The following is a 20,855-nucleotide window of genomic DNA, read 5'->3' as shown; positions in this document are numbered from 1 at the left end:
ATGCAGAGCGACCAGCACGGAGATCTGTCGATCAACTTCGACGAGTGGCTTCGCTCATGGATCGGTGCCACTGTCAGCGACGGTGGGCGCGACAACGACGAGGAACGCGAACTGCGCATCGCTCTTCGAGCGGTCGAACTCTATGCGAACCGCCATCCGCGCCCTCCGCAAGTCAACCAGAAGCAGGCGCCAGAAATGCTCAGAGTCAGTGCCCGCACGATGCACAACTTGATCCGTTCCGAGGCGCTGAGACTGAATCGCTGCGGACTCGTTTCGATTGAAGATGTGGATCAGCTACTCGCGGCCAGATAACGACGGCTCGAGATGACCTCGAATCAGTATGCCGAAGGATCCGACATATGGAAATCAAGAGCGATTTGTTTCTCACTAGCGAAGAGGTCGCTGAACTCACGGGCGTCCGCATTGGGCGCCGTGGGAAATCGCGGGAGGAATTGCAAGTCGCATGGTTGCGTACCTCTGGGATCCCTTTTTGGGTGAATGCACGTGGCCGCCCGATCATTGCCCGCGCCCGCATTACGGGTCAACCAACAGAGTCGCCACCAAGGCCAAAGTGGCAACCCGCCGCACTGCGTCCTTCGACCGATGGTGACGCTACTGGTTAAGAGCGCTCCGTTCTGACCTAAGATGGAGAGATTTTTCGAGAATGGAGCCAACGGTCGAACGGGCCTGTTTGGCTCGCTTAGATTGGCCCCGCTCTTCGATTTCTTCGAGCGCCAGGCGTTCTGCCAATCTCAGCGGTCGATTTCCTTCCTGGTAGATGGCTTTCTCTTCGACATAGTACGCGTTGCCGACTTTGATCGGCGGCGGGTAAATCTTCCCCTGCTTGATCCAGCGCGAGGCTGTCCGCATCGCGGGCGGCGGAAAGAACTCGCGCTCGAGCCACAGGTTCAGTCTGATCTTCATTTTTGGCCTCGACAGTGTCTGGATCAAGAAATACGAGGAATTCCACGGGCAAAACGGATTGCCGAGTAGCTATCGACAGCCGCTCGCCACGATCTTGTGACACCCCCGTCAAGGGGCCAAATTCGACCCAACGATTTTATTCGTCCCGGTACCATTATCGACCAAGTTCTTAATCCGATTCCCATAAGCCCTGTTTCCGCTAATAATATAGCGGTCAGAAGCCCCCGTGCTAACAACAATTCCATAATTGTTTGGCTGGGTTGTCGGATCATAAGCACCGGCTGTTACGCCAGTAATTGTGAAGTCACACACCCCCGGACCGGCTGCTACGCCGTAGACAAAACCGGCACACATTCCATTAGAAATACTCACATTTTTGACGTGATCACCCTGGAACAATATTCCAGATTGAGACGGCTCGTAGTCGTTGTGGACCACAAAACTGGAAATATTCACGTCCGCAACAACACCCGAACTTCCATCGATAAATATTCCATTTCCCCCGCCGTTCGCCGGACTTGCCCAGACATTGGTAAACTTCACCCACAACACGTTGCCACCTGCGGCAGGTTGTATTGTTACGCAATTACCGGTACAAGTATCAAAATAGGTGTTGGTTGCGAAAATTGCTTGCGCGGTGCTTCCAGAGCCCGGGTTCACCAGAAGAGCCGTTCCCTGACCAACAATATCACTGTTGTCCAGCATCAACGCCCCAACCGCGACCACATTAATTCCATAGGTTGGTGACGCGACAGTATCGTTGATAAAAATCAATCCATCCAACCGAACGTCAGTCCCCGGAACATTAATCCATATCCCACCTCCTCCTGGCGAAGTGGATGCCGGGGTCGCATTATGGAATACGCAATCACGAACAGAAACCGGAGCAGCAGGTGAATTTATATTTACCGCACAATAATGCCCATCAAATCTGCATTTCTCGATATGCCCAAACGCCCCGGTCAATACAACAAATGACCCTGCAGTTCGCGTAACTGACGATGCAAATCCAAGAGCCTCGACCCCAGAATCCCAACCTGAAATGGTCAACACATCTGCTGTTGCGGAAGATGTCGACAGTATGGACCCTTGAGATCCTGATCCAGAAAAGACTATCCCTCGGACGGTGGAGTTGATAACGGACGAGACTCGATATGTACCAGCAGGAAAGAAAACGATCCCGCCTGAGCCGAGAGAATTCACGGCAGCCTGAATTGCCGCCGTATCGTCACTGGTCCCATCCCCTATCGCGCCAAAGCTTTTGACGTTCGCAACGTCGGCCGCCATCGATCGCAAGGTCCGCGCGACGGCGCCGCTTCCGCCGACAGTTACTGTATCCAGAGAAACGTCCGCCATAAGAAAGGCTCCCGATCAACGATTATGGGGTTGGCGTCCGCATGCACCGACGTCGATCACGCGTTGACATCGTTGATGAAATCGTGGACGTCCAACAAGGGAATGCGAAACGAAGTGACTGGCACGCGCTCCCACTCCGTCTAGCACCGTCGCATCATCGCGCGTTTCGTCTGACGTGAAAAGTCTCACTCAGCGCAGCCTCACGTACAGGCGACGGCAAGTTCAAATACGTATAGCTGCAGCATCGGCCGCCGCCCCGGCGTCCGAGACCGTCGGCCATTACTACCTGTCGCCGGTCTACGGCGTGCACATCATGATCTGACATCATCTAGCAACTGCCTCATCGTTCCAGCATTGCGCTGCGCGACGTCACGGTAGCAGTTGTTAAACACCACATGCGTGTGTGCCGTGCGCCCAGCCAGATCAACGATCGGCGCGGCAAGGTCGCGCAATTCGTCCTCGCTGTACTCGTAGTTGAAACGTTCAGCGGCCGACTCTGACCCGCTCCAGGTCGACGCGTTTCGGCCATGTAACCGAACGATCGCCATATCGGGCGACGTCACCTCCCAGACCGAGTGCACGCGGTTCGTTACTCCCTCGGGTGCATCCACGATGACGTGCACGATGCCCCGCTCCCGCTCCATCGCGAGCGTCGATTCTCGGTGCTTCTCGCCAAACCAACTCTCGTGCCGAAATTCGAACGCGGTGAGCAGCGGATGCATGCGCTCGGCGCAATGCTCGACGTGTGCGAGCGACTTCGGCGCCGCGGTCACCCAATGCGGAAACTGGAACAGCACTGCTCCGAGCTTGCCCGCGTCGTGCAGCGGCCGCAGTGCTTCGAAGAACCGCTTCCACAGTTCCTCGATGATCGGTTCGGGCACGTCCTTGTAGTAGAGGTTCTTTTTCCCGGTACTCGGCAGCTCCGCCTGTAGATCCTTCGGGAAGAACTTCGGCTCGGTCTGGTGGCCCGTGAAGAGCCGGAATGCCTTCATGTCGAAAACGAACTCCGGCGGCGTACGTTCAACCCACAGCGCGCTGTTCGTGGCGCTGGGCATTGCGTAGTATGAGGAATCCACCTCCACCACCGGAAAGACGCTCGCGTAATACCGCAAGCGCGCCTCGGCGCTGCTGCAGCCAGGAGGATAGAAGGCGCCCGACTCAATGAGCGTCTTGTCGGTCCACGAAGCCGTGCCTACCAGAATCGACATGCCTGCCTCCGGTGAGGTGTCGGGACTGAGCTCATGCAGACCGGCCGTCCCCAATTTTTCGCCTTGACGTCACCATCTTAGCGCGGGATACACTGTGTTTTTATACAGTGGTGGCAGCGTGATCAAGCCGCAGTGGGCTTATATCTGGGAGTACGGATTCCAGGGCGACAAGAATCGTCTGAGGACTCCGATCGAGCTCACGAAACGTGAATTTGAGAACTGGGTCGACAAAGACCCGCGGTCGGTGTTCCTTGGCACGTGCACGCCGATCGAGGCAACTAGGATCGACCGCAACCGCGTTCCCCTAACGGACCCGCGGTTCAAGCTCCGGCCGGTGGTCCCGGAGTTTGACGCGCCGACCGACACCGAGCTGCGCGCGCTGTGGCGCGAGTACACCGATCTTCAGGTGCGGTGGTTGATCCTCGAGATCCGAGCACTACGCCAGTCTCTCGAGCGCATCGAGGAGTGGTACCTCTACACCGATAAGAACGTCGCGAACAAGGGCGATCTTGCCGGCGCGCAGGGGCAGTTGTATCGACTGATGCATTTGCTGCGCGAGGAGATGAGGCGTGCTGGAATGAGGTAATGGGCCACTCAGTTGCCAGTCGTTTGCCACCACCACATGTCCGTTTGGTCAATAACCAATCCGGCGCCAAAAAATACCTCGACCATCGGTAGCCAGGTCGAGTTGTTTCCAAACTCGTTCCGCAGAAATCCCGCCCCACCATTGTACTTGTAGCTTATCGGGGTAGGCTTATAAGTTCCATTCGCCCCAAGCGACGCGAAGTGCTGCCACGTACCGTTACTTAAACTCGTCCACGGCATCTGGTAAACATCCATTGTCGCCTCATCGTTTATACGATTTGTGACCATATAGACATTTCCGCCATTGTAGTCAAAAGCGAAATCGGCTTCAGTGATGAAATTGCCGATTACACCAGACTCCGATACCTGTAACTTGTATTGAAGGTGCACCCCGTCTGTCGAGTAGTACAAGTGATAGTGCTGAGGCGACGAGTCGAGCTTCTGCAGGACGAACAACCACACCGCAGACTTCCCGTCCGCGCTTATTGCAGACTGCTCGCCAATTCCATACTCCGTCGACGAAGTACGCAATATCGGGTACGGCCACTTCCGCCAAGTGACCCCGTCATTTGAATATGCAACCCCGACACCGTTATCAATTCCCCCATTGGTAGAATTATCAGTCCCGGTGTAGTACATCAAGTACGAGTAATGCGTCCCACTGCCATCAGGATAGACAAAGTCGCCCATGATGACCGATGGGTCGCACACAAATGCAGAATCCCATGATCCGCTTGCACCTTCCACGAGAACCTGCGTCGTGTCCGTAATGATTTGCTGCGTATTCGCATTGATGGAGCGGTAAAGAATAACGTCGCTTGAGGCTCCGCCGGCACACCACCACATCTTCTGCGTCCCATCCGCGAGCATGATCACGCTGGGAACATAGTTGTACCGGTTGGTTGGTCCCTTCTGAATCAGTAGCCCTGACTGATCCGCATAAGCGTTTACGCCCAGCGTCGATAGCAGCAGAAACATCAACCACGTCGCAAGCGTTCTGTTCATGACCAGTCCTTGCCTCGATTGCCAGGGTGCGTTGAGGGTGAGAATAGACCTGCGCTTTGTTGATTCGATCAGGATGAACTACAACGGCCCGCCACGAACCGCCGCCATCGCGGATACTTCTCGAAGAATGCCTCCTCGACGAACGCGACAAACGGTAGCATGGACGGGTCCGTCTTCGACACCTCACGATCAGCGATCATGGGGCTGGCGTCGATGTGTACCGACGCTGACCAGACACTCACATCATTGACGAAGTCGTAAATGTCGAAGAGTGGGATGCGGAACGAGGTGACTGGCATAAGGCCCTCCTCTCGGTATGGCACCGTCGCATCATCGCTCGTTTCGTCTGATGTGAAAAGCCCCGCTCGGGGCGGGGCGTTTGATCAATTCAGCAAATGAAAAGATCACTCCTCATTCTGACGTACAACCGCTGTGACTCTGAGCCTTCCTCCACGCAAAACGCCAGAGATCCGAATACGGTTTCCATCGTAATAGTGCAGGCGCATATCGTCGAGCATATCCTCGTCGAAACTACCGCGTCGCTCACCATCCTCACCGTCCACATCACGCAAGATAAAACTTAACTTATCGTCATCAATCTCGCCGATCCGGCCAGACAAAAAGACTATCTCTTCTTCTCTAAGTTGACGCAACCGGTTTGCGACCTTAGTGCGAGACTGTCTAGTAAGGGTATAACGGTGACCTTTCAGCCAGTAGCCCCCCACCTCCACCGAAGTAATGATCCCGTGTCCCGGTGGAGTCAGAGCCAAAGTAGCGCGCAAAATCGCCTCAACTTTAGCGTCGTCGTCAGCATCTAGAGCCTCATCATTGCCTGCGTCCTGCGCCCACTCCAATCCGGTTTGCAGGTCTTCCACTGCCCGCAGAACCTCGTGGTTCGCAAAAAGATCCTGCTGCGGCGCCGATAGGCCCACTTCAAAGCTAGAGAATTTCAGCTGTCGCACAGGCAAGTCATACAGCGCTCGCTGCGCATCTGTTGGGCGCCCCTCGATATTTGCTCCCAATGCATGATCAAACATAGCCTTAAGCGCCGACTTAGCTGCATTCGCAACGTGAGCGATCACGCTACATGGAACGCTACCCAAGGCAATACCATCTCCTACAGCGCGAGCACTGAACGCGACACGATGCTCTGCTAATAGCGGGGTGCCTGGCCGGGGAAGATGTAAGGCTGGAATAGCGTCTTCCGTAACAATCCAAACTTGCGATGAGCCTTGCGCAAAGCTCTCTTGTACCATCCACATCCAAGTGTCGGTAAGCGCTTCGCGGACGCCGATACTTCCAGTCTCTAGGCGTCTAATCGAGCTAGGAGATGCAGGAGCTACGATGATAAATTGAGATTCTGCTGTTTCACCGGAAAGGTAGGCCAACATCTCCTGGCCTTGCCTCGTTTTCGTCAGGTAGATAATCGGCTGCTCAGCCTCGTACAGCACACGCTCGACAGGCAATGGAAAATCAAACAATCCATCGGGTAACCGGGCGTCTGGTTGAAGATCGATTTCCATCATCAGATTACCGTCAGATCCGCAGGATTACGCATCCCCACGTAAGGCCACCAATCAATATGGCCGGAGGCGCTTGGGCCGCCAACTTTGCCGTGCGCTGGGGTCAGCGAAATAGAGGCGACGAATTCACCGATGTAGGGCCTCAGTTCAGCGAGTTGTTGAGCTTCTATCGCCGTCGAATAGAGCGAGACAGAGCCCCGTTTGCAGAGGTTAGCTTTGGGGAGCAAACCCAGTTCCAAGTAAGTTTGAAGGTCAGCGGCAGTAGGCGGATCGGTCTTAACAACTCGGAACACCGTACCCTCATACTCTCTCGCGTCTGTTCCCGGACATCCCTCTGGAAGCGGCAAATCGAATGCCACAGGCTCACCCCCGGTTTATCAATATTGTGTGGCACAAACGATACACTATCTCATGCCAAACGAATACCCCTTCCGGGTGCTGCCCGGCTCCTGCAGAGGCGCGCGCTCTTCGCGCGCTCGTGACCCGCAGTCGAGCGCCTTGGGAACCGCACCTGTAGAATTCACGACTACGATTTTTTGGGGGTGTTTTTGGGGGTATAAATTACAGCAATCACCTCGCAAAGCCCGAACAGCATTGACGCATGAATTCTGTCGGGGGGACCATCTAAGTTCCCAATACCTCCCAAGTTTGCCCCAAAAGTCGCGCACAGCCTTGTGTCGCCTGGACTTTTGCTGCCATCATTGCCCAAGGTTGCCCAATACAAGCCAAGGGGGCATCCGCGCACGCAAACGTCGAATCAGTTCGTCATATCCATCGCTGCTTGTCATCACCCCTTCCATCGTCGACTGAAGAACAGCTTGCACGAACGCACGAACAACTGCAGTTGCACAGGCCACGCAATCGCACACGCACCCCGATACTGTTGCGCGAGCGGCGGCGCATTCCAACGGCCAGGGTGTGGCATGAAATCAGCTGGAAGCGCCTCGATGCCATCGAACATTGACGGCTGTGTCCATTCGACGTGTGATGCTCGGGATACGCGACGGTCGAGCGCCCGCAAGCCAATGGCGAGGTGCCGGGCCACACCGACCTTATCGCCGTCAAATCGCTCGAACGTCCGCAGATACGCAACCGCTTCGGAAAACCGCTCCCCGATTATGCGCGCCGCTGCGGCGGCCTCCTCGCGCATCTCCATCGATGCCAACGGCTCATATTTTTCCGGCGCCGAGAGCCGGGCAGCGATGGCGTTTGGCATGAAGTCGCCGTCGTCGTCGACATCATCTCGGTCGATACGTGTGGCGAAGCGCTCCTGACGGTTGACGAACCTGCCGAACTCTCGCTGTAGGCGCGTGACGATCAGTTCACGCACACCTTCGTCTTCAGGGTCAGGGTTTGCATCCGGCTCAACGTGCAATTCGTCAACGATCAGCCAAGCCTCGTTCGTCAGATCCTCCACGGAGTGATCGCCCTGGGACGATCCAGCGATCCGCTCGAGCTGCTTGCGAATTAGGCCGATGACTCGCTGGAAGAATGCAAAGGCCCGGTTCAAAGGCCCTCCCGACCGGCCGGGGACGTCTTACCGGCTACCGCATCGGCAGCGCAGAAATTCTTCGGCAACGATAGCCGGGCGCAGTGCCCGGTACTCGATCTAGGGTGCATCGGGCGATGCTAGATTATTCGTATGACAGATAAAAGCACTACGACAACTTTCGTGGGAGCAGTACTCTTAAATTGAAAACCATCAAAATTTGATCAGGCCGTTCATGTGACCGCTTCCCGTGCACACGACTAGGGACCTAGTCGCAGGGGTAAGCTTCCGCGACGGCCTTTCGAATGACAATGACTGCGGGCTGAGCACCGAATTCTCGATCTCGCTGGAGCGCCATGCCGACAATCTGTCGTAACTTGGTCGCGTTTGCTTTGCCAGCGGCGCACATATGCACGACGCTTGATCGTTCTGTCAGCCTTTGATTCTCGCCGGCCTGCAGCACCGCGTCGTCATCTACGACTCCCATGACATACATACTGGCGGCCAAATGAAGAGCGCCGTCGTTCGAATTGATCCAGCTTTCCAGTTGCCGCCCCATCATTGGAGCAGCTTGGGCTGCAAAAGGCGGGAACAGCAAGCATCCCACGAGGCCCGCACCGGACATGGCTGCAATCGATGCAGTGATTTTTCTCATTGTCGCCGTCGTATAGTTTGGTCAGTCGTTCGTGCGGCCCTGTCGGCCGACCTCAGAATCATCAACCAAGAGCGCATCTAAGACGGGATCTAGCCAATCAAGCATATAGTGCGCCAACGCCCTTACCGGCGCATTCGGATCCAATCGTTGCGGCTGAGAAGACGTGAGCGGTACCGGATACCGCCCCCGCCAAACGACGACCTCTCCAAGGTCTCTGCAAATATTCTTGACGGTTCGGACGTCACCATCGGTTCGGATGACGGTACGAAATCGATCGCCAAAAAGCTCGGCGGCCTCGGCAAGCGCAAGCAAATTGTGTCCGTTTGACGTCGGAACTCCTAAGGCTCGCAGTTCAGCCCCGGTGGCCTCGCCTTTCCCATCCATCACAACTCGCACCTCGATTTTGGCCGGATGATGTTCGACAATCCAGGCCTTTAGAGCAGTCTCGAGAGCGAGTCCGTAAAGAAGCTTCGTCGTTTCTAGAGCCTCAAGTGCAGCAGCAAAGGTCGGCTCGGTTTTGGATTCGGCCGCGGCTTCGACCTCGTCGACGACCGTTCTTTCGAACACGTTCCAAAGAGCAATTGCCGAGCGGCGGAGTGCACGCGAATGTTTGCGCCATGCGATCGGATCCCGTGCTTTCTCTAGAAACTCGGTTGCAATCATTCCGTGCCCCTGAAACGAACAGACATAAAAACCGCATGCGGCGGTCGTTGGGATCGACACACTGTCGCTCACCAACGCCGCTGCGTTCAACTTGTGTACTGCCAAGGTGAAACCGGATGCCTCAGCACTCGTTGTATGAAGCTGATGTTATGACTTGGGGAAAGTAGACATTAACCGCCGGACCTCATGCCGAACCTTCTTTGCGGCTCCGTCGATCGCCGTAACGTAGGCCGCGATCTCTCCGTCGGATGTGACAAAGTATGCGCCTGGGTTCCTGACATTAGTATTGGGCAAGTGACTGTCTACTCGCACGTTCGCGGTCTTGGCCTCGATCAGTGCTTCTGCAACATCGGCCGACGCGACTCCGTCGATAGATAGCTCATCAATTGCCGACATTACGATCCGCAGTCGGTCAACTAGATGCATGTCCGGATGCTTCACTCCATTGATTGCTGGAAGCCGCAAAATCACTGCTTGCAATGATTCGGCGCGCTCATGCGTCATGGCTAAAATCTTCTCGATCGCATTGAACCGCTCCGCTCGGTCGGCTTGGCGCATCTGCACGGCCAGGCGCCCTTGGGCTCCTCCGATCCAGAAGGCAGCAATGATCGCTGCAATCGATCCGACCGCTTGCACGAGGGCGGCCACGTCCGCGATTGTCACTTTCGCTCCTCTTTCCGCCGAGGGATCGTAGCACGCTCATGAACCATGCCCGATCAGAAATGAAAGGCCAGCTCGGGGCGGGGCTTCATTTCGGCCAGATCGCACTCACGGCAGCTTGTCGCCGCTGTCGAGCTTCGACTTGTCCAAGGTGAACGGCTTGCTGCTATGACCCTTGTGCTTCTTCGCCTTGGCGCCGGTCTTCGCGGGTGCCGCAGCCGGCGTCATCGCCTGCGCAAATACGGCTGTAACGAACATCGATGCAACGAGAGCGACTGCGAGTTTCTTCACGTCGTTCTTGATCCAACGGGTGGGGTATGTCCGTGTTATGCGGCATCAGCAACAGGTTTCCTGTCCTTCGGGTCAAAATACTGCTTTACCACGATGTGGCGCACTCGCACTGGACGTCCGGACCCCTCGTGAGTATGCGTCGAGAAGAAGGCCAACTCGGCACGGCTGGAGCATTCAGCCTCTTCATATGCCGGCAGCTTTAGTCCCTGCAGTCGCTCACGCCACTTAGCAAGAACGCCGGAACAGTTTGCGCCTCGCACATACAGAATCAATGCCCCCTCGTCTGCGTTCGGCGTGCCCGGACAATATCTAGTAGTGAGCTGATTGAATCCTTTCTCGGTGTACGCATAATCTTTGTGAATTTTTGCCTCACCAACCCAGATATATCCATTGAGATGCCGAATGACGATATCTGAATGACCACCGATCTTCTCGTCGTGTGAAGCATCGTATGTGCGAGAACACAGCATTCCGATCAGTTCAGCCGTCAATCGATCTTCGCCGTCATCCGCACGCACACCCGGATCCTCTTCAATCTTTGCGATACATTGATCGATATCCTTGTACAGAACCCGTACAAAATCACCATAAGACTTAACAAGCAACCGCTCGGCAAACAACGCCCAGTCTGGCCGGATAGCGCCAAATTTCTGGATATCCGCAAGCGACATTGAGTCAAGACTCACGACACACGCCCCAATGATCGCGCGTCGTCGCTAAGCACGAAGAACATGAACAGCGAATGTTCGAAATCCGGCACCGGCTCTCCCGTTTTAGGATGGTAAAAAATTGATTCATCCCGGGCTTGCGCCACGTCCTCTATCGACAATTCCTCAATGTAATCGCTCTTCTGATCAATGAATTCAAACCGAGGATCAAGCAGGTGCAGTCGTCCACCAGAAAGATACTCGACAGATGGAAGGATATCCGCCACATCTGCTAGGCCAGCGATCTTACTAAGCTGACCAAATGTAATCCGTTCAAGGTAACTTTTATTCTGCAGTGAAAAATATTCGACTATCGCAAGGCACGCGCGACGAACCTCGGGCAAGCGCCCGAGATCCTCTTCGATGCGTGCGATAGCAATGTCCTTTTCCACAACCCTATTCACTCAAGTTTGCCCATGACCAGCGCGAAGTCATCCTCATTCGCGCACCCATCTACGATAGCATAGCTCACGTGTGCGTCCGCGCCCCCGGCTATCGAGAAGTGCCCGGAAATCGATACCGTTGGTGCCCTCGCGCCATCGTTCGAAAGCCACGCTTTTCGGATCGAATACTCATCCGTGTCTCCGCTGATCGCTTTCATCCCCTCTTCATGAAACTGTTCTCGACGGAGATCGGACTTTCGTCCTCGCATACGCTCCTCTTTGATCGATTGCGTAGTTGTCGCGTGACCAAGACTGTTCACAAATCCATCGTTCTGAGCATAGAGCTTAGCGATCAACGGAAAAAAGTTCTCGGCATGTAGCAGCCACTTCTCATTCTGAAAGCGTTCCCCAAAAAAGCTATTCAGCCGTTCGGTATAGAAATTGCGCGCTTTCGCGAAATCGTCCCTTGTCAGACGGCAGGAGATGTCGATTTGGACCTCGACACTACCGGATGGTCGAAATATGATCGAATCGAATGCTTGGACGAACCCGCTACGCACCCCGATCACCTCGTCATACCCATCCAGTGCAGATCGAGCGTCGCCATCAAGCTCGGTCAAGTCAATCGGCTCACGCATGCGGAACGCGCGCTTACAGCAAGCGAACACACGTACCGATTTGTCCGCCTGCGTTACCGCATGGCAGAATACGCCGTTAAACGATGCGCGGCGAAGTTTTGATTCCGACAGCGGCAGAGGAAAGCGTTCGGCATACTCGGAATCGGAATCGACAAGCGCAACAACGCGCTTCCCAGCCTCTACCGCCTCCGCGGGCGAAACCTTAAACACCGAAACAGCGCGTTCACCGACAAGCAGCGAATCTAGATATATTTCCTTAACCAGATCCCGACACGCGATAAGGCTGTCCTGTGACATGACCACGTCGTTGTACTTGGCCAAGAGCGGCGGCCAACCTTGAGCGGTCGGCATTGCCGCAGCACGCAGCCGAGCGGTAACAAACCTTACTGGATAGCAATCTGAACGCGCGCGCAGTGCTTCCAGGTACTGGATCAATTCCTTCTTAATCTGCGCTGCCGTCGCGCCTTGGTCTCTCGAGTTCATACCCCTCGTTGGTCTATGCCGTTTGTTGGTTTGCCAGAAACATACCGTATTGGGCAATTCTAGGTATGCGTGTTTACCTAGTATAAGGGGTCGATACCGATCACAATCGGTCAGATCCGCTTCTCCACGCCCGTCCTTTGGGGGCATTTTTGGGGGGCATATGCCGCGCGAATTCAACCGGAAGGCGCGCCCGCTATACCACCATGAATTCTGTCGGGGACCAGTCAAGCCCCAAACCGCCCCCAAGACTCACAGCCCCCCGCTCAAGCAACGACCACCGTAAACTCGACCCCCGACTCGAAATCCAGCGTCGTGGTCGAAAAACGCGGATCCTCGTCGAGGTAAGCCTTGTACGGTCGAACGGCGTCCTCGGCCGTGTACATATTGTCGGCAAGCACGACCGATCCCGGCCGTAACAAGCGCTCGATCTGCCTGAACAGCTTCAGATACGCGTCAGCCCACACGTCGATAAACACCATGTCGACGGTCCCGTCCAGTTCGGCAACCGTCTCGAATACATCGCCCTCCCGCACGTCGACATAGGCATCCAGCCCCGCTGTTTCGACGTGAGCCCGCAGGCGCGCGCATTTGAGCGCATCACGTTCGGTCGCGATGACCACGCCACGGCCCAGCATACGCAGCGCGTCGGCCAAATACAGGGTCGACACACCGCAGGAACTACCAAGCTCGAGGATTCTGGCCGACCGTTGCGACAGCACGATGTTGCGCAAGAATCTTCCCGTCTCCGCCGACACGGCCAACGATAGCGCACCGCTTTCCGACGATTCGAAGTCGTCGCTGAACAGGCCGAACGTTTCGAGAAAGCGCCCTCGCAACCGTGGGACGAGCGTTTCGTATTCGTCGACGAGCGTCGGAAACGCCTCGTTCGGCCCCTGGAACTGCGCGCGGGCGCGGGCGATGATTTCGCTCCGGCTTTCTTCATGAAGCCGTTGCAAAAGAACGTCGGTAGTTGAAGCCAAGTGCATTCCTTGACGAGATTGATCATGTGAACGGCGTATCCAGCGACTGCCATCCGTCAGACTGCCTGCGACACCGTGCCGTCATCGGCGAGCACGGCCGACGCTATGCCCTTCTGGCAAGCGTGATCGCCCGTTCGGGACACGCAGTCACGCAAAGCCCGCATGACCGGCAGGCTTGCGCATTCGGCGCGTAGGCGACTTTCATTCCATGCACGCGCAGTTTCAAGCGATGCATCAGCCCGAGGTCGAGGTAATCGGCCTCATCGACGCGCCGCACCTCGAACACGTTTTCCGGGCAAACGGTGACGCAATCCCCCTTGCCTTCGCAACGTTTCAGATCGACGACCGGCGCGATCACGCCCGCCTTCTGCTTGCAGTCGGCCGTTGATTTTTCGCGCATGTTCACTCCTCCGTGCGCCGGCTGCCGCGCGATCGCCATGCGGCCCGGAAATGCTCGCGCTCTTCGGGTGTCATGGCTTCCCACTTGCGCCAGTGGCGCCGGCCGTGCCAGCCGCGGTGTCCGCGAAATCCGCCGAACAGGATGCGGCTCAATACGAGCAGGCCCAGCGCATGCGCGAAGTCGATCGTCCGGGCGCCGACGAACAGCGCTGGCACCACCCAGTTCCACAGCATCATGACGACCCATCCGAGCACGCCTATGGCTACCACCACGAGCAGCGCCTTGCCCGCACATCTGATTCGAAAATTCATCCGTCGACTCCTCTAGCTATCCAGTTCGTCATAAATGGGCTGCAGTCGAGCACGCAGATGCAAGACCGCGTAGCGTTTGCGCGCCAGCAGCGTATTGAGCGTGACGCCGCTTTGCGTGGCCATCTCCTTGAAGGACAGCCCCTCCAGTTCGTGTGCGATGAAAACCTCGCGCTGATTCGCCGGCAACTCGTCAAGCGCGTCCTGCAACGCCTTCAGCAACAGCGTGCGAGCGTAGCGCGCTTCAGGGCCGGCATCGTGCGCCGGTAACGCGAGATCCAGGCGATACTCGCTGTCCGCTTCGTCGTCGGCATCGAGCAGATCGGTCAACGGCTGCTCCTTCTTTTTGCGAAAACGATCGATGATGCGGTTGCGCGCGGCACGGAACAGCCACGCACTCGCCTGTTCGATCGGCGCAGGAAGCCGATAAGCCTGGACGAATTCGTGAAGCACATCCTGCAGAACGTCCTCGGCATCGTCCGGATCGCGTATCCGGCGCCGAATGAAGTTCCCTAGCCTCGTTCGTTCACGCATCACCGTCGCAGTGATGTCGCGGTCTGGGTCGGTCATCGTGTGCGAAGTGGGTGGCGGTTCCATGCGTCTGAAGACGTTTCAGGCGCGCGAATATTGTGGCGAAGGTGAAAAATTTCCGGTCGTACGCGTCGGCTCCCTGCGTTGCAGTCGTTTCAAGGAACAGGCCCGATATGAGTCGGGCCGTCTTCGCACGAATCGTTTGACTCTGCGCACCGACCCAAGTACACTTCGCGCCGCGGGGTGGAGCAGTCTGGCAGCTCGTCGGGCTCATAACCCGAAGGTCGTAGGTTCAAATCCTACCCCCGCAACCAAATACCGAAAAAAGCCCCCTTTGCGAAAGCAAGCGGGCTTTTTTTCATTCGACGGTCCGGGATATTGCTGGCGCGCGCAGGCGGCACACGAATGATGTGTGCAATCGAGCATTCACTACGATATGCGACACACGCGCGCACCTCGCCCGTTCGCCGCTGATATGCACTGAACGTTGCGTAGAATTCCGAACTTTCTTCAGTTCGGCACACGGACTTCGCCCATGCTTCGGACGATCGCGGCGCTCGCCGCGCTTTCAGCGATGACCGGCACGGCCAACGCCGCCGACACCGACACGGCCTCGGCCAAACAGCGCTACGTCAGCCCGGGCATCGCCAACGTCACTGCGTCGGCAGCCCCGCGTCCGGACAACACGTCCCCCGACACCCGCTGCCGGGAACTGGCCGCCGGCATCGACGCGGTCATGCACTCGCCCGACCGCGGCCGGAAGGTCGCGCGCGGGATGGGCCCGGACGGCAAGCCGCGCAACGAACTGCGGGCCTACGACAAACGGGCCGACCTGGAAGCCGAGCACCAGCGCCTCGGCTGCCGATAACGAACAACGACGAACCCTCCGTCACCCGGCTCACTTACGCCGGGCATCGGCGTTTACGCATTCGCCCCGCCGTCGATCGTCAACCCGGTTCCGGTGATCGATCGTCCTTCCGGCCCGACGACGAACGCCACGAGCGCGGCCACGTCTTCGGCCTTGCCGTACTGCTGAATCGCCATCCGCGAACGCTGCGCATCGGCGTGCTCGCCATCGGCCGGATTCATATCGGTATCGGTGGAGCCCGGATGCACGATGTTCACCGTGATGCCGCGCGAGCCGAGATCGCGCGCGAGCCCTTGCGTCCAGCCGATCAATGCGGCCTTGCTCGCCGCATAGAGGCTCATCCCCGCATCGGGCACACGCGTCGCGAGGCAACTGCCGGTCGACACGATGCGCCCGCCCTCCCCGAGATGACGCGCCGCCGCCTGCGACGCGACGATCACCGCACGCACGTTCACGTTCAGCGTCGCATCGATATCGTCGAGCGTGAGGTCGTTCAGCGCGCCGGCCCGGAAAATCCCCGCGTTGTTGACGAGGATGTCGAGGCCGCCGAACGCCTGCGCGGCACGATCGACCGCGTTGCGCACGGCCACCGGATCGGCGCTGTCGGCCTGGATCGCCACGGCGCGACGGCCCAGCGCTTCGATGCCGGCGACGACGGCCTGCGCCCGCTCGGCCGATTTTTCATACGTGATCGCCACGTCGGCGCCCTCGGCTGCCAGCCGTTTGGCGATCGCCGCGCCGATGCCGCGGCTGCCGCCGGTAATGAGTGCACGCTTGCCCTGAAGTCGGTTCATGTCGGTTCCTTTCCTCATTTATGTAACGACCGACACAGAATGTGGCAAGTTGCGTCGCACAGTCAATTGATTTATTTTATCGATCGATACAGATATCGACGAAGGAACGGACGCAATGGCTGAACGAGGCCGACCGAGAAGCTTCGACAAGGAAGCGGCGCTGGATCGCGCGATGGAGGTGTTCTGGCGTCTCGGCTACGAAGGGGCGTCGATGACGGACTTGACGGCCGCGATGGGCATCGCGTCGCCGAGCCTGTATGCGGCCTTCGGCAGCAAGGAAGCGTTGTTCCGGCAAGCCCTCGAACATTACCGCGCAACCGAGGGGCAGGAAATCTGGGGGGGCGTCGAACGGGCGGCCAGCGCGTACGGCGCCGTGCAGAACTACCTGATGGATACCGCACGCGTGTTCACGCGGCGTTCGAAGCCGGCCGGCTGCCTGATCGTGTTGTCTGCGCTGCATCCGGCCGAACGTTCCGACATGGTCCGGCAGACGTTGATCGCGATGCGCGAGGGCACGGTCGACGCGCTGCGGGAACGCCTCGCGCAAGGCGTCGCGACCGGCGAAATATCGGCGCACGCGAACGTCGATGCGATCGCGCGCTACTACGTGACGGTTCAGCAGGGGATGTCGATCCAGGCGCGCGACGGCGCGAGCCGCCGCGATCTGGAGGCCGTCGCGCAGGCCGCGCTGGCCGCATGGCCGGCGCTCGTCGGCGCGCGCGGCGCGGCCGGCGCGACTGGCGGATAGCGGCAGGACGCCGCCGGGAGATTACTGTTTCGCGGCTTGCTGCACGTCCTTCGACGCATGCCACACGCGATAGCGGACGTCGAAGCCATCCGGTACATACACGACGAGCGGCAGACGGCTGTTGTAGCGCAGCAGCTGACCGTCGCCGCGCACCTGCACGAACCGTTGCTGCGGCGCCTGGCCCGGGCACGCCATCAGCGTCGATGCCGGGCCCTTCACGTCGGTGAGCCGGTAATACGTGTAGCCCCAGCCCTTCACGTCCTCGGCGGTCAGCTCGCCGCCGAACCACTGCTGATTGCAGTCGGTCTGCAGCGTCTTGCCGATCATCAACTCGACGCGCGCATCGCCCTCGTTCTCGAGCGCGGGCAGCGCGATCACGGCGCGCTGCTGGCCGGCGGCTGCCTGCGGAAACATCTTGATCGACTCGGCCGGCACGGCGGGTGCGGATGCCGGCGCGGCCACGCATGCGGCGGCCGTCGTCACGCAGAAGGCGGCCAGCGCGGCCCGGATCGCGAATTTCATCGATGTGCTCCTGAAAAACAAATGAGCCCCGGATGCTAACACTTTCGTCTCAAGACCTTACGAGGCTGTAATTTGGCGACACAATTGCAAACAGCCGGCAATCCCCGGGCGCGGTACTTATAGCGGAACCAACGGAGAACATCATGCTGAAGCTCATTGCCGCCGCCGGCGTCGCCACCCTGCTGGCCGGCTGCGTCGTCGCCCCGGACGCCGGATACGGCTACGGGCAGCCCTACTATTCCGATCCCGGCTATGCGTATGCCCCGTCTCCCGTGTACGGCACGGTCAACATCTGGGGCGGAGGCGGTGGACGCGACTGGGATCGCGGCCGGCGCGACTACCATCACTGGGACGGCGATCGCGGCAACCGCGGCAACGGTTGGTGGCGCGGCGGCGGACGCCGCGGCGACTGGAACGAAGGCGGCGGTGGCGGCGGACACGGTCGCGGCGACGGCGGCGGTCATCGCCACTGACGCGCAATTGCAACCGTTTGTATCCATGCATGGCCCGCCGATGGCCGGCGGCGCATCACACCGGCGAACGGACAGCCACGCAATAGACAAAGGCCCTCGCATCGAGCGAGGGCCTTTCGTCGTCCGGCCGGTCGAAGCGAACGTCGGCGAGAGCGTGGCCGCCGGGCACCAAACCCGCTCGCGCGCCGCCGCTTACCAGCCCGCCGGTTGCGCGTAGCCACCCTGCACCGGCGCCCCACACACATACGCACGCTGGTAGCGGTCGTAGCAATAGTTCGGGCCGTCGTCCTGGTACTGCGCCTGCTGATAGGTCGGGTAGGCAGGCTGCTGGTACGCGGGCGCCTGGTAGTAGGTCGGCGGCTGATAGGCCGGCGCCTGGTACGCGGGTGCCTGATATGCGACGGGCGGATTCATCGCCGACGTCACGATCGCACCCAGCACCGCGCCGCCGATCAATGCGCCGATGACGGCGCCGCCATCGCGGCCATGCGCGGACGCCGGGCCCGCGACCGCGAGCGAACCGGCAAGGACACATACTGCGGCAATCTTTTTCATGATGGACTCCCACGCGAAGTGGTACTGGATGCGATGCATTGTGGCGGTCCGCGACCGTAATAGATGCAGCAAGTGGTAACGCGCGATTACCGGTATCGCACCCGCCGAAACGCGGCGTCGCCGTGCTACGATTTTCGGCATACAGGAGACGCCGTCATGCAGCCCGAAACCGCCCGCCGTTTCGATACCGAATTCGCACCGCGCATCGCGCAGGCCATCGCCGCGTTCTTCGCCGATCACGTGCAGACCGACGTCGTCCCCTATGGCGGGCACGGGCAGCCGACGCGCGTGCAGATCCGCAGCGCGCCGCACGCGCACGTGAGTGGCTTCGTGCATCCGCTGAATCTCGAACTGACGTGGGACACCGACGAGATCGAGCGGCTGATGGAACCCGATGGCCCGCAGCGCTTCGAGCACTACCTCGCCGCGCTGCCGAGAAAGCTGGGCGCGTGGCAGGGCGCGCGCGACATCGATCTCGCATCGCGCACGCAGGCCGACCCGCTCGTGCGGCTCGGCGGCCTCGACTTCGAAGGCTGAATGCGCGCGCCCGCCGACGGCCGCGCGGCGCGACGTCGCGCGATGCGGCCCGGTGATACACTCGACCGGCCCCGTCCCGGTGCAGCCGCGCCGGCCGGGCCGTTCATCGCCGCCTCCACCCCTGCACATGGTTGCGCACGCAACCGGCAAGCGGGCGCGCGGACAACCATGCTCTCGCTCCTGTCATGAACGCCGATACCGGCCTGCCGCTTCCGCAACGCTACTGGGCGATCGTCTGCGTCGCCCTGGGCATCACGCTCGCCGTGCTCGACGGCGCCATCGCGAACGTCGCGCTGCCGACCATCGCGCGCGACCTGCGCGCGTCCGACGCCGCGTCGATCTGGATCGTCAACGCGTATCAGCTCGCGGTCACGATCACGCTGCTGCCGCTCGCGTCGCTCGGCGAACGTATCGGCTATCGCCGCATCTACATCGCCGGGCTCGCGCTGTTCACCGCGGCGTCGCTCGGCTGCGCGCTCGCCGGCTCGCTGCCGATGCTGGCCGCGATGCGCGTGATCCAGGGGTTCGGCGCGGCCGGCATCATGAGCGTCAACGCGGCGCTCGTGCGGATGATCTACCCGTCGTCGATGCTCGGGCGCGGGCTGTCGATCAACGCGATGGTGGTCGCGCTGTCGTCGGCGATCGGGCCGACGGTCGCGTCGGCGATCCTGTCGTTCGCGTCGTGGCCGTGGCTCTTCGCGGTCAACGTGCCGATCGGCATCGCGGCCGTGCTCGGCAGCCTGCGCGCGCTGCCGGCCAACCCGCTGCACGATGCGCCGTACGACTTCCCGAGCGCGCTGATGAACGCATGCGTATTCGGCCTGCTGATCACGGCCGTCGACGGGCTCGGTCACGGCGAAGGTCATGCGTACGTCGCGGCCGAACTGGCCGTCGCGTTCGTGGTCGGCTATTTCTTCGTGAAGCGTCAGTTGTCGCAGCCGGCGCCGCTCCTGCCGGTCGATCTGATGCGCATCCCGATGTTCGCGCTGTCGGTCTACACGTCGACGGCGTCGTTCACGTCGCAGATGCTCGCGTTCGTCGCGCTGCCGTTCTGGCTGCAGAATTCGCTGGGGTTCTCGCAGGTCGAGACGGGTCTCTACATGACGCCGTGGCCGCTCGTGATCGTGTTCGCCGCGCCGCTCGCGGGCGTGCTGTCGGACCGCTATTCGGCCGGCATGCTCGGCGGGATCGGGCTCGCGCTGTTCGCCGCCGGGCTGCTGTCGCTCGCGACGATCGGCGCGCACCCGGGCACGGTCGACATCGTATGGCGGATGGCGCTGTGCGGCGCGGGCTTCGGGCTGTTCCAGTCGCCGAACAATCGCGCGATGCTGTCGTCGGCGCCGCGCGCACGCAGCGGCGGCGCCGGCGGCATGCTGAGCACCGCACGCCTGACGGGCCAGACGCTCGGCGCCGCGCTCGTCGCGCTGATTTTCGGGCTCGCGCCGGACCGCGGGCCGACGATCGCACTCTATGTCGCCACGGCGTTCGCGGCGGTGGCCGCGGTCGTCAGCGTGCTGCGCATCGCATCGCCGCGGCCGGACACGGCAGCCTGACACCGTCGCGCGCCGC

29 protein-coding genes and 1 tRNA gene are annotated in these 20,855 nt (G+C 59.5%); 9 read left to right on the top strand and 21 right to left on the bottom strand.

Annotated features, from left to right (window positions below; translation table 11 throughout):
* Together WS89_RS31100 and WS89_RS33450 are read left to right on the top strand one after the other, a co-directional pair.
* Positions 1-312 carry a hypothetical protein gene (locus WS89_RS31100; protein ID WP_257128264.1) on the top strand — a complete coding sequence of 104 codons (312 nt, stop codon included), beginning with the start codon at positions 1-3 and terminating at the stop codon, positions 310-312.
* A gap of 47 nt (positions 313-359) precedes the next feature.
* Positions 360-623, top strand: a complete 264-nt coding sequence (locus WS89_RS33450; RefSeq protein WP_082742022.1) for a DUF4224 domain-containing protein — start codon at positions 360-362, stop codon at positions 621-623.
* Here the strand turns inward: WS89_RS33450 and WS89_RS33445 are convergent.
* The 3 genes from WS89_RS33445 to WS89_RS31090 form a co-directional block, all read right to left on the bottom strand.
* Positions 613-924 carry an excisionase gene (locus tag WS89_RS33445; protein ID WP_082742021.1) on the bottom strand — a complete coding sequence of 104 codons (312 nt, stop codon included), beginning with the start codon at positions 922-924 and terminating at the stop codon, positions 613-615. The genes WS89_RS33450 and WS89_RS33445 overlap by 11 nt on opposite strands.
* A gap of 108 nt (positions 925-1,032) precedes the next feature.
* Positions 1,033-2,280 carry a glycosyl hydrolase family 28-related protein gene (locus WS89_RS33440; RefSeq protein WP_082742020.1) on the bottom strand — a complete coding sequence of 416 codons (1,248 nt, stop codon included), beginning with the start codon at positions 2,278-2,280 and terminating at the stop codon, positions 1,033-1,035.
* A 311-nt stretch (positions 2,281-2,591) separates the two neighbouring features.
* On the bottom strand, positions 2,592-3,488 hold the full coding sequence (locus tag WS89_RS31090; RefSeq protein WP_059795996.1) for a DUF72 domain-containing protein: 897 nt from the start codon (positions 3,486-3,488) through the stop codon (positions 2,592-2,594).
* 94 nt (positions 3,489-3,582) lie between these two features.
* Here WS89_RS31090 and WS89_RS31085 point away from each other — a divergent pair, with 94 nt between their 5' ends.
* On the top strand, positions 3,583-4,074 hold the full coding sequence (locus WS89_RS31085; protein WP_059795875.1) for a hypothetical protein: 492 nt from the start codon (positions 3,583-3,585) through the stop codon (positions 4,072-4,074).
* An 8-nt stretch (positions 4,075-4,082) separates the two neighbouring features.
* Here WS89_RS31085 and WS89_RS31080 read toward each other — a convergent pair whose 3' ends face one another.
* From WS89_RS31080 to WS89_RS31025, 15 genes are all read right to left on the bottom strand, one after another.
* The gene (locus WS89_RS31080; protein WP_059795873.1) at positions 4,083-5,078 is read right to left on the bottom strand and encodes a hypothetical protein; all 996 of its coding nucleotides are present in this window, start codon (positions 5,076-5,078) and stop codon (positions 4,083-4,085) included.
* A gap of 68 nt (positions 5,079-5,146) precedes the next feature.
* Positions 5,147-5,377, bottom strand: a complete 231-nt coding sequence (locus tag WS89_RS31075; RefSeq protein WP_059795871.1) for a hypothetical protein — start codon at positions 5,375-5,377, stop codon at positions 5,147-5,149.
* A 105-nt stretch (positions 5,378-5,482) separates the two neighbouring features.
* Positions 5,483-6,601 (bottom strand): hypothetical protein, encoded by a 1,119-nt coding sequence (locus tag WS89_RS34080; protein WP_218921307.1) that lies wholly within the window; start codon positions 6,599-6,601, stop codon positions 5,483-5,485.
* Positions 6,602-7,388: 787 nt separating this feature from the next.
* Positions 7,389-8,111: a hypothetical protein gene (locus WS89_RS31065; protein ID WP_059795867.1), complete on the bottom strand. Its 723-nt coding sequence runs from the start codon at positions 8,109-8,111 to the stop codon at positions 7,389-7,391.
* 247 nt (positions 8,112-8,358) lie between these two features.
* On the bottom strand, positions 8,359-8,745 hold the full coding sequence (locus tag WS89_RS31060; protein ID WP_156440319.1) for a Rap1a/Tai family immunity protein: 387 nt from the start codon (positions 8,743-8,745) through the stop codon (positions 8,359-8,361).
* A 21-nt stretch (positions 8,746-8,766) separates the two neighbouring features.
* Positions 8,767-9,513: a hypothetical protein gene (locus tag WS89_RS34075; RefSeq protein ID WP_156440318.1), complete on the bottom strand. Its 747-nt coding sequence runs from the start codon at positions 9,511-9,513 to the stop codon at positions 8,767-8,769.
* 42 nt (positions 9,514-9,555) lie between these two features.
* Positions 9,556-10,071, bottom strand: a complete 516-nt coding sequence (locus tag WS89_RS31055) for a hypothetical protein (RefSeq protein ID WP_059795864.1) — start codon at positions 10,069-10,071, stop codon at positions 9,556-9,558.
* A gap of 105 nt (positions 10,072-10,176) precedes the next feature.
* Positions 10,177-10,359 (bottom strand): hypothetical protein, encoded by a 183-nt coding sequence (locus WS89_RS34070; RefSeq protein ID WP_060354539.1) that lies wholly within the window; start codon positions 10,357-10,359, stop codon positions 10,177-10,179.
* 35 nt (positions 10,360-10,394) lie between these two features.
* A complete protein-coding gene (locus WS89_RS34065; protein WP_156440317.1) occupies positions 10,395-11,045 on the bottom strand; it encodes a hypothetical protein in 651 nt (216 codons plus the stop codon).
* On the bottom strand, positions 11,042-11,458 hold the full coding sequence (locus WS89_RS31050; protein WP_060354538.1) for a hypothetical protein: 417 nt from the start codon (positions 11,456-11,458) through the stop codon (positions 11,042-11,044). Before WS89_RS31050 ends, WS89_RS34065 begins: the two co-directional genes overlap by 4 nt.
* Before the next feature lie 8 nt (positions 11,459-11,466).
* Positions 11,467-12,570: a hypothetical protein gene (locus WS89_RS31045; RefSeq protein WP_156440316.1), complete on the bottom strand. Its 1,104-nt coding sequence runs from the start codon at positions 12,568-12,570 to the stop codon at positions 11,467-11,469.
* Positions 12,571-12,833: 263 nt separating this feature from the next.
* Positions 12,834-13,556 carry an O-methyltransferase gene (locus tag WS89_RS31040; RefSeq protein WP_059795857.1) on the bottom strand — a complete coding sequence of 241 codons (723 nt, stop codon included), beginning with the start codon at positions 13,554-13,556 and terminating at the stop codon, positions 12,834-12,836.
* A 97-nt stretch (positions 13,557-13,653) separates the two neighbouring features.
* Positions 13,654-13,950: a 4Fe-4S dicluster domain-containing protein gene (locus tag WS89_RS33435; protein ID WP_082742029.1), complete on the bottom strand. Its 297-nt coding sequence runs from the start codon at positions 13,948-13,950 to the stop codon at positions 13,654-13,656.
* Between the two features lie 2 nt (positions 13,951-13,952).
* The gene (locus tag WS89_RS31030; RefSeq protein ID WP_059795854.1) at positions 13,953-14,261 is read right to left on the bottom strand and encodes a hypothetical protein; all 309 of its coding nucleotides are present in this window, start codon (positions 14,259-14,261) and stop codon (positions 13,953-13,955) included.
* A gap of 12 nt (positions 14,262-14,273) precedes the next feature.
* A complete protein-coding gene (locus WS89_RS31025; protein ID WP_082742019.1) occupies positions 14,274-14,855 on the bottom strand; it encodes an RNA polymerase sigma factor in 582 nt (193 codons plus the stop codon).
* A gap of 171 nt (positions 14,856-15,026) precedes the next feature.
* Here WS89_RS31025 and WS89_RS31020 point away from each other — a divergent pair.
* Both WS89_RS31020 and WS89_RS31015 read left to right on the top strand, forming a co-directional pair.
* Positions 15,027-15,103, top strand: a tRNA-Met gene (locus WS89_RS31020).
* A 221-nt stretch (positions 15,104-15,324) separates the two neighbouring features.
* Positions 15,325-15,657: a hypothetical protein gene (locus WS89_RS31015; RefSeq protein WP_059795851.1), complete on the top strand. Its 333-nt coding sequence runs from the start codon at positions 15,325-15,327 to the stop codon at positions 15,655-15,657.
* A 53-nt stretch (positions 15,658-15,710) separates the two neighbouring features.
* On the opposite strand, the gene WS89_RS31010 is transcribed toward WS89_RS31015, so the two are convergent.
* Positions 15,711-16,451: an SDR family NAD(P)-dependent oxidoreductase gene (locus WS89_RS31010; RefSeq protein WP_059795849.1), complete on the bottom strand. Its 741-nt coding sequence runs from the start codon at positions 16,449-16,451 to the stop codon at positions 15,711-15,713.
* 115 nt (positions 16,452-16,566) lie between these two features.
* Here WS89_RS31010 and WS89_RS31005 point away from each other — a divergent pair, with 115 nt between their 5' ends.
* On the top strand, positions 16,567-17,199 hold the full coding sequence (locus tag WS89_RS31005; RefSeq protein ID WP_059795847.1) for a TetR/AcrR family transcriptional regulator: 633 nt from the start codon (positions 16,567-16,569) through the stop codon (positions 17,197-17,199).
* 21 nt (positions 17,200-17,220) lie between these two features.
* Here WS89_RS31005 and eco read toward each other — a convergent pair whose 3' ends face one another.
* Positions 17,221-17,721 carry a serine protease inhibitor ecotin gene (eco, locus tag WS89_RS31000; protein ID WP_059499110.1) on the bottom strand — a complete coding sequence of 167 codons (501 nt, stop codon included), beginning with the start codon at positions 17,719-17,721 and terminating at the stop codon, positions 17,221-17,223.
* A gap of 143 nt (positions 17,722-17,864) precedes the next feature.
* Here eco and WS89_RS30995 point away from each other — a divergent pair, with 143 nt between their 5' ends.
* Entirely contained in the window at positions 17,865-18,194 is a 330-nt protein-coding gene (locus WS89_RS30995) for a hypothetical protein (protein WP_059499109.1), read from the top strand.
* A 192-nt stretch (positions 18,195-18,386) separates the two neighbouring features.
* Here WS89_RS30995 and WS89_RS30990 read toward each other — a convergent pair whose 3' ends face one another.
* Positions 18,387-18,788, bottom strand: a complete 402-nt coding sequence (locus WS89_RS30990; RefSeq protein WP_059499108.1) for a hypothetical protein — start codon at positions 18,786-18,788, stop codon at positions 18,387-18,389.
* A 117-nt stretch (positions 18,789-18,905) separates the two neighbouring features.
* Between WS89_RS30990 and WS89_RS30985 the strand changes: the two genes are divergently transcribed.
* Both WS89_RS30985 and WS89_RS30980 read left to right on the top strand, forming a co-directional pair.
* Positions 18,906-19,286: a DUF5594 family protein gene (locus WS89_RS30985; RefSeq protein WP_059795845.1), complete on the top strand. Its 381-nt coding sequence runs from the start codon at positions 18,906-18,908 to the stop codon at positions 19,284-19,286.
* Positions 19,287-19,471: 185 nt separating this feature from the next.
* Entirely contained in the window at positions 19,472-20,839 is a 1,368-nt protein-coding gene (locus WS89_RS30980) for an MFS transporter (RefSeq protein WP_059795843.1), read from the top strand.
* The last annotated feature ends 16 nt before the right edge of the window (positions 20,840-20,855 follow it).

The organism is Burkholderia sp. MSMB1072 (genome assembly GCF_001524725.1).
Taxonomy (GTDB): Bacteria; Pseudomonadota; Gammaproteobacteria; order Burkholderiales; family Burkholderiaceae; genus Burkholderia.
Note: the sequence above shows the minus strand (reverse complement) of the source record. Positions and strands in the feature narration are given on the sequence as shown.

What these genes read in the sequence shown, in the direction of transcription:
- WS89_RS31010 (WP_059795849.1), bottom strand. Translation starts at nt 16,451, where the DNA reads ATGAACCGACTTCAGGGCAAGCGTGCACTCATTACCGGCGGCAGCCGC.
- eco (WP_059499110.1), bottom strand. Translation starts at nt 17,721, where the DNA reads ATGAAATTCGCGATCCGGGCCGCGCTGGCCGCCTTCTGCGTGACGACG.
- WS89_RS31045 (WP_156440316.1), bottom strand. Translation starts at nt 12,570, where the DNA reads ATGAACTCGAGAGACCAAGGCGCGACGGCAGCGCAGATTAAGAAGGAA.
- WS89_RS31075 (WP_059795871.1), bottom strand. Translation starts at nt 5,377, where the DNA reads ATGCCAGTCACCTCGTTCCGCATCCCACTCTTCGACATTTACGACTTC.
- WS89_RS33435 (WP_082742029.1), bottom strand. Translation starts at nt 13,950, where the DNA reads ATGCGCGAAAAATCAACGGCCGACTGCAAGCAGAAGGCGGGCGTGATC.
- WS89_RS31100 (WP_257128264.1), top strand. Translation starts at nt 1, where the DNA reads ATGCAGAGCGACCAGCACGGAGATCTGTCGATCAACTTCGACGAGTGG.
- WS89_RS31030 (WP_059795854.1), bottom strand. Translation starts at nt 14,261, where the DNA reads ATGAATTTTCGAATCAGATGTGCGGGCAAGGCGCTGCTCGTGGTGGTA.
- WS89_RS31015 (WP_059795851.1), top strand. Translation starts at nt 15,325, where the DNA reads ATGCTTCGGACGATCGCGGCGCTCGCCGCGCTTTCAGCGATGACCGGC.
- WS89_RS31080 (WP_059795873.1), bottom strand. Translation starts at nt 5,078, where the DNA reads ATGAACAGAACGCTTGCGACGTGGTTGATGTTTCTGCTGCTATCGACG.
- WS89_RS33445 (WP_082742021.1), bottom strand. Translation starts at nt 924, where the DNA reads ATGAAGATCAGACTGAACCTGTGGCTCGAGCGCGAGTTCTTTCCGCCG.
- WS89_RS30990 (WP_059499108.1), bottom strand. Translation starts at nt 18,788, where the DNA reads ATGCATCGCATCCAGTACCACTTCGCGTGGGAGTCCATCATGAAAAAG.
- WS89_RS30985 (WP_059795845.1), top strand. Translation starts at nt 18,906, where the DNA reads ATGCAGCCCGAAACCGCCCGCCGTTTCGATACCGAATTCGCACCGCGC.
- WS89_RS34080 (WP_218921307.1), bottom strand. Translation starts at nt 6,601, where the DNA reads ATGGAAATCGATCTTCAACCAGACGCCCGGTTACCCGATGGATTGTTT.
- WS89_RS31025 (WP_082742019.1), bottom strand. Translation starts at nt 14,855, where the DNA reads ATGGAACCGCCACCCACTTCGCACACGATGACCGACCCAGACCGCGAC.
- WS89_RS33440 (WP_082742020.1), bottom strand. Translation starts at nt 2,280, where the DNA reads ATGGCGGACGTTTCTCTGGATACAGTAACTGTCGGCGGAAGCGGCGCC.
- WS89_RS31090 (WP_059795996.1), bottom strand. Translation starts at nt 3,488, where the DNA reads ATGTCGATTCTGGTAGGCACGGCTTCGTGGACCGACAAGACGCTCATT.
- WS89_RS30980 (WP_059795843.1), top strand. Translation starts at nt 19,472, where the DNA reads ATGAACGCCGATACCGGCCTGCCGCTTCCGCAACGCTACTGGGCGATC.
- WS89_RS33450 (WP_082742022.1), top strand. Translation starts at nt 360, where the DNA reads ATGGAAATCAAGAGCGATTTGTTTCTCACTAGCGAAGAGGTCGCTGAA.
- WS89_RS31005 (WP_059795847.1), top strand. Translation starts at nt 16,567, where the DNA reads ATGGCTGAACGAGGCCGACCGAGAAGCTTCGACAAGGAAGCGGCGCTG.
- WS89_RS31040 (WP_059795857.1), bottom strand. Translation starts at nt 13,556, where the DNA reads ATGCACTTGGCTTCAACTACCGACGTTCTTTTGCAACGGCTTCATGAA.
- WS89_RS31060 (WP_156440319.1), bottom strand. Translation starts at nt 8,745, where the DNA reads ATGAGAAAAATCACTGCATCGATTGCAGCCATGTCCGGTGCGGGCCTC.
- WS89_RS30995 (WP_059499109.1), top strand. Translation starts at nt 17,865, where the DNA reads ATGCTGAAGCTCATTGCCGCCGCCGGCGTCGCCACCCTGCTGGCCGGC.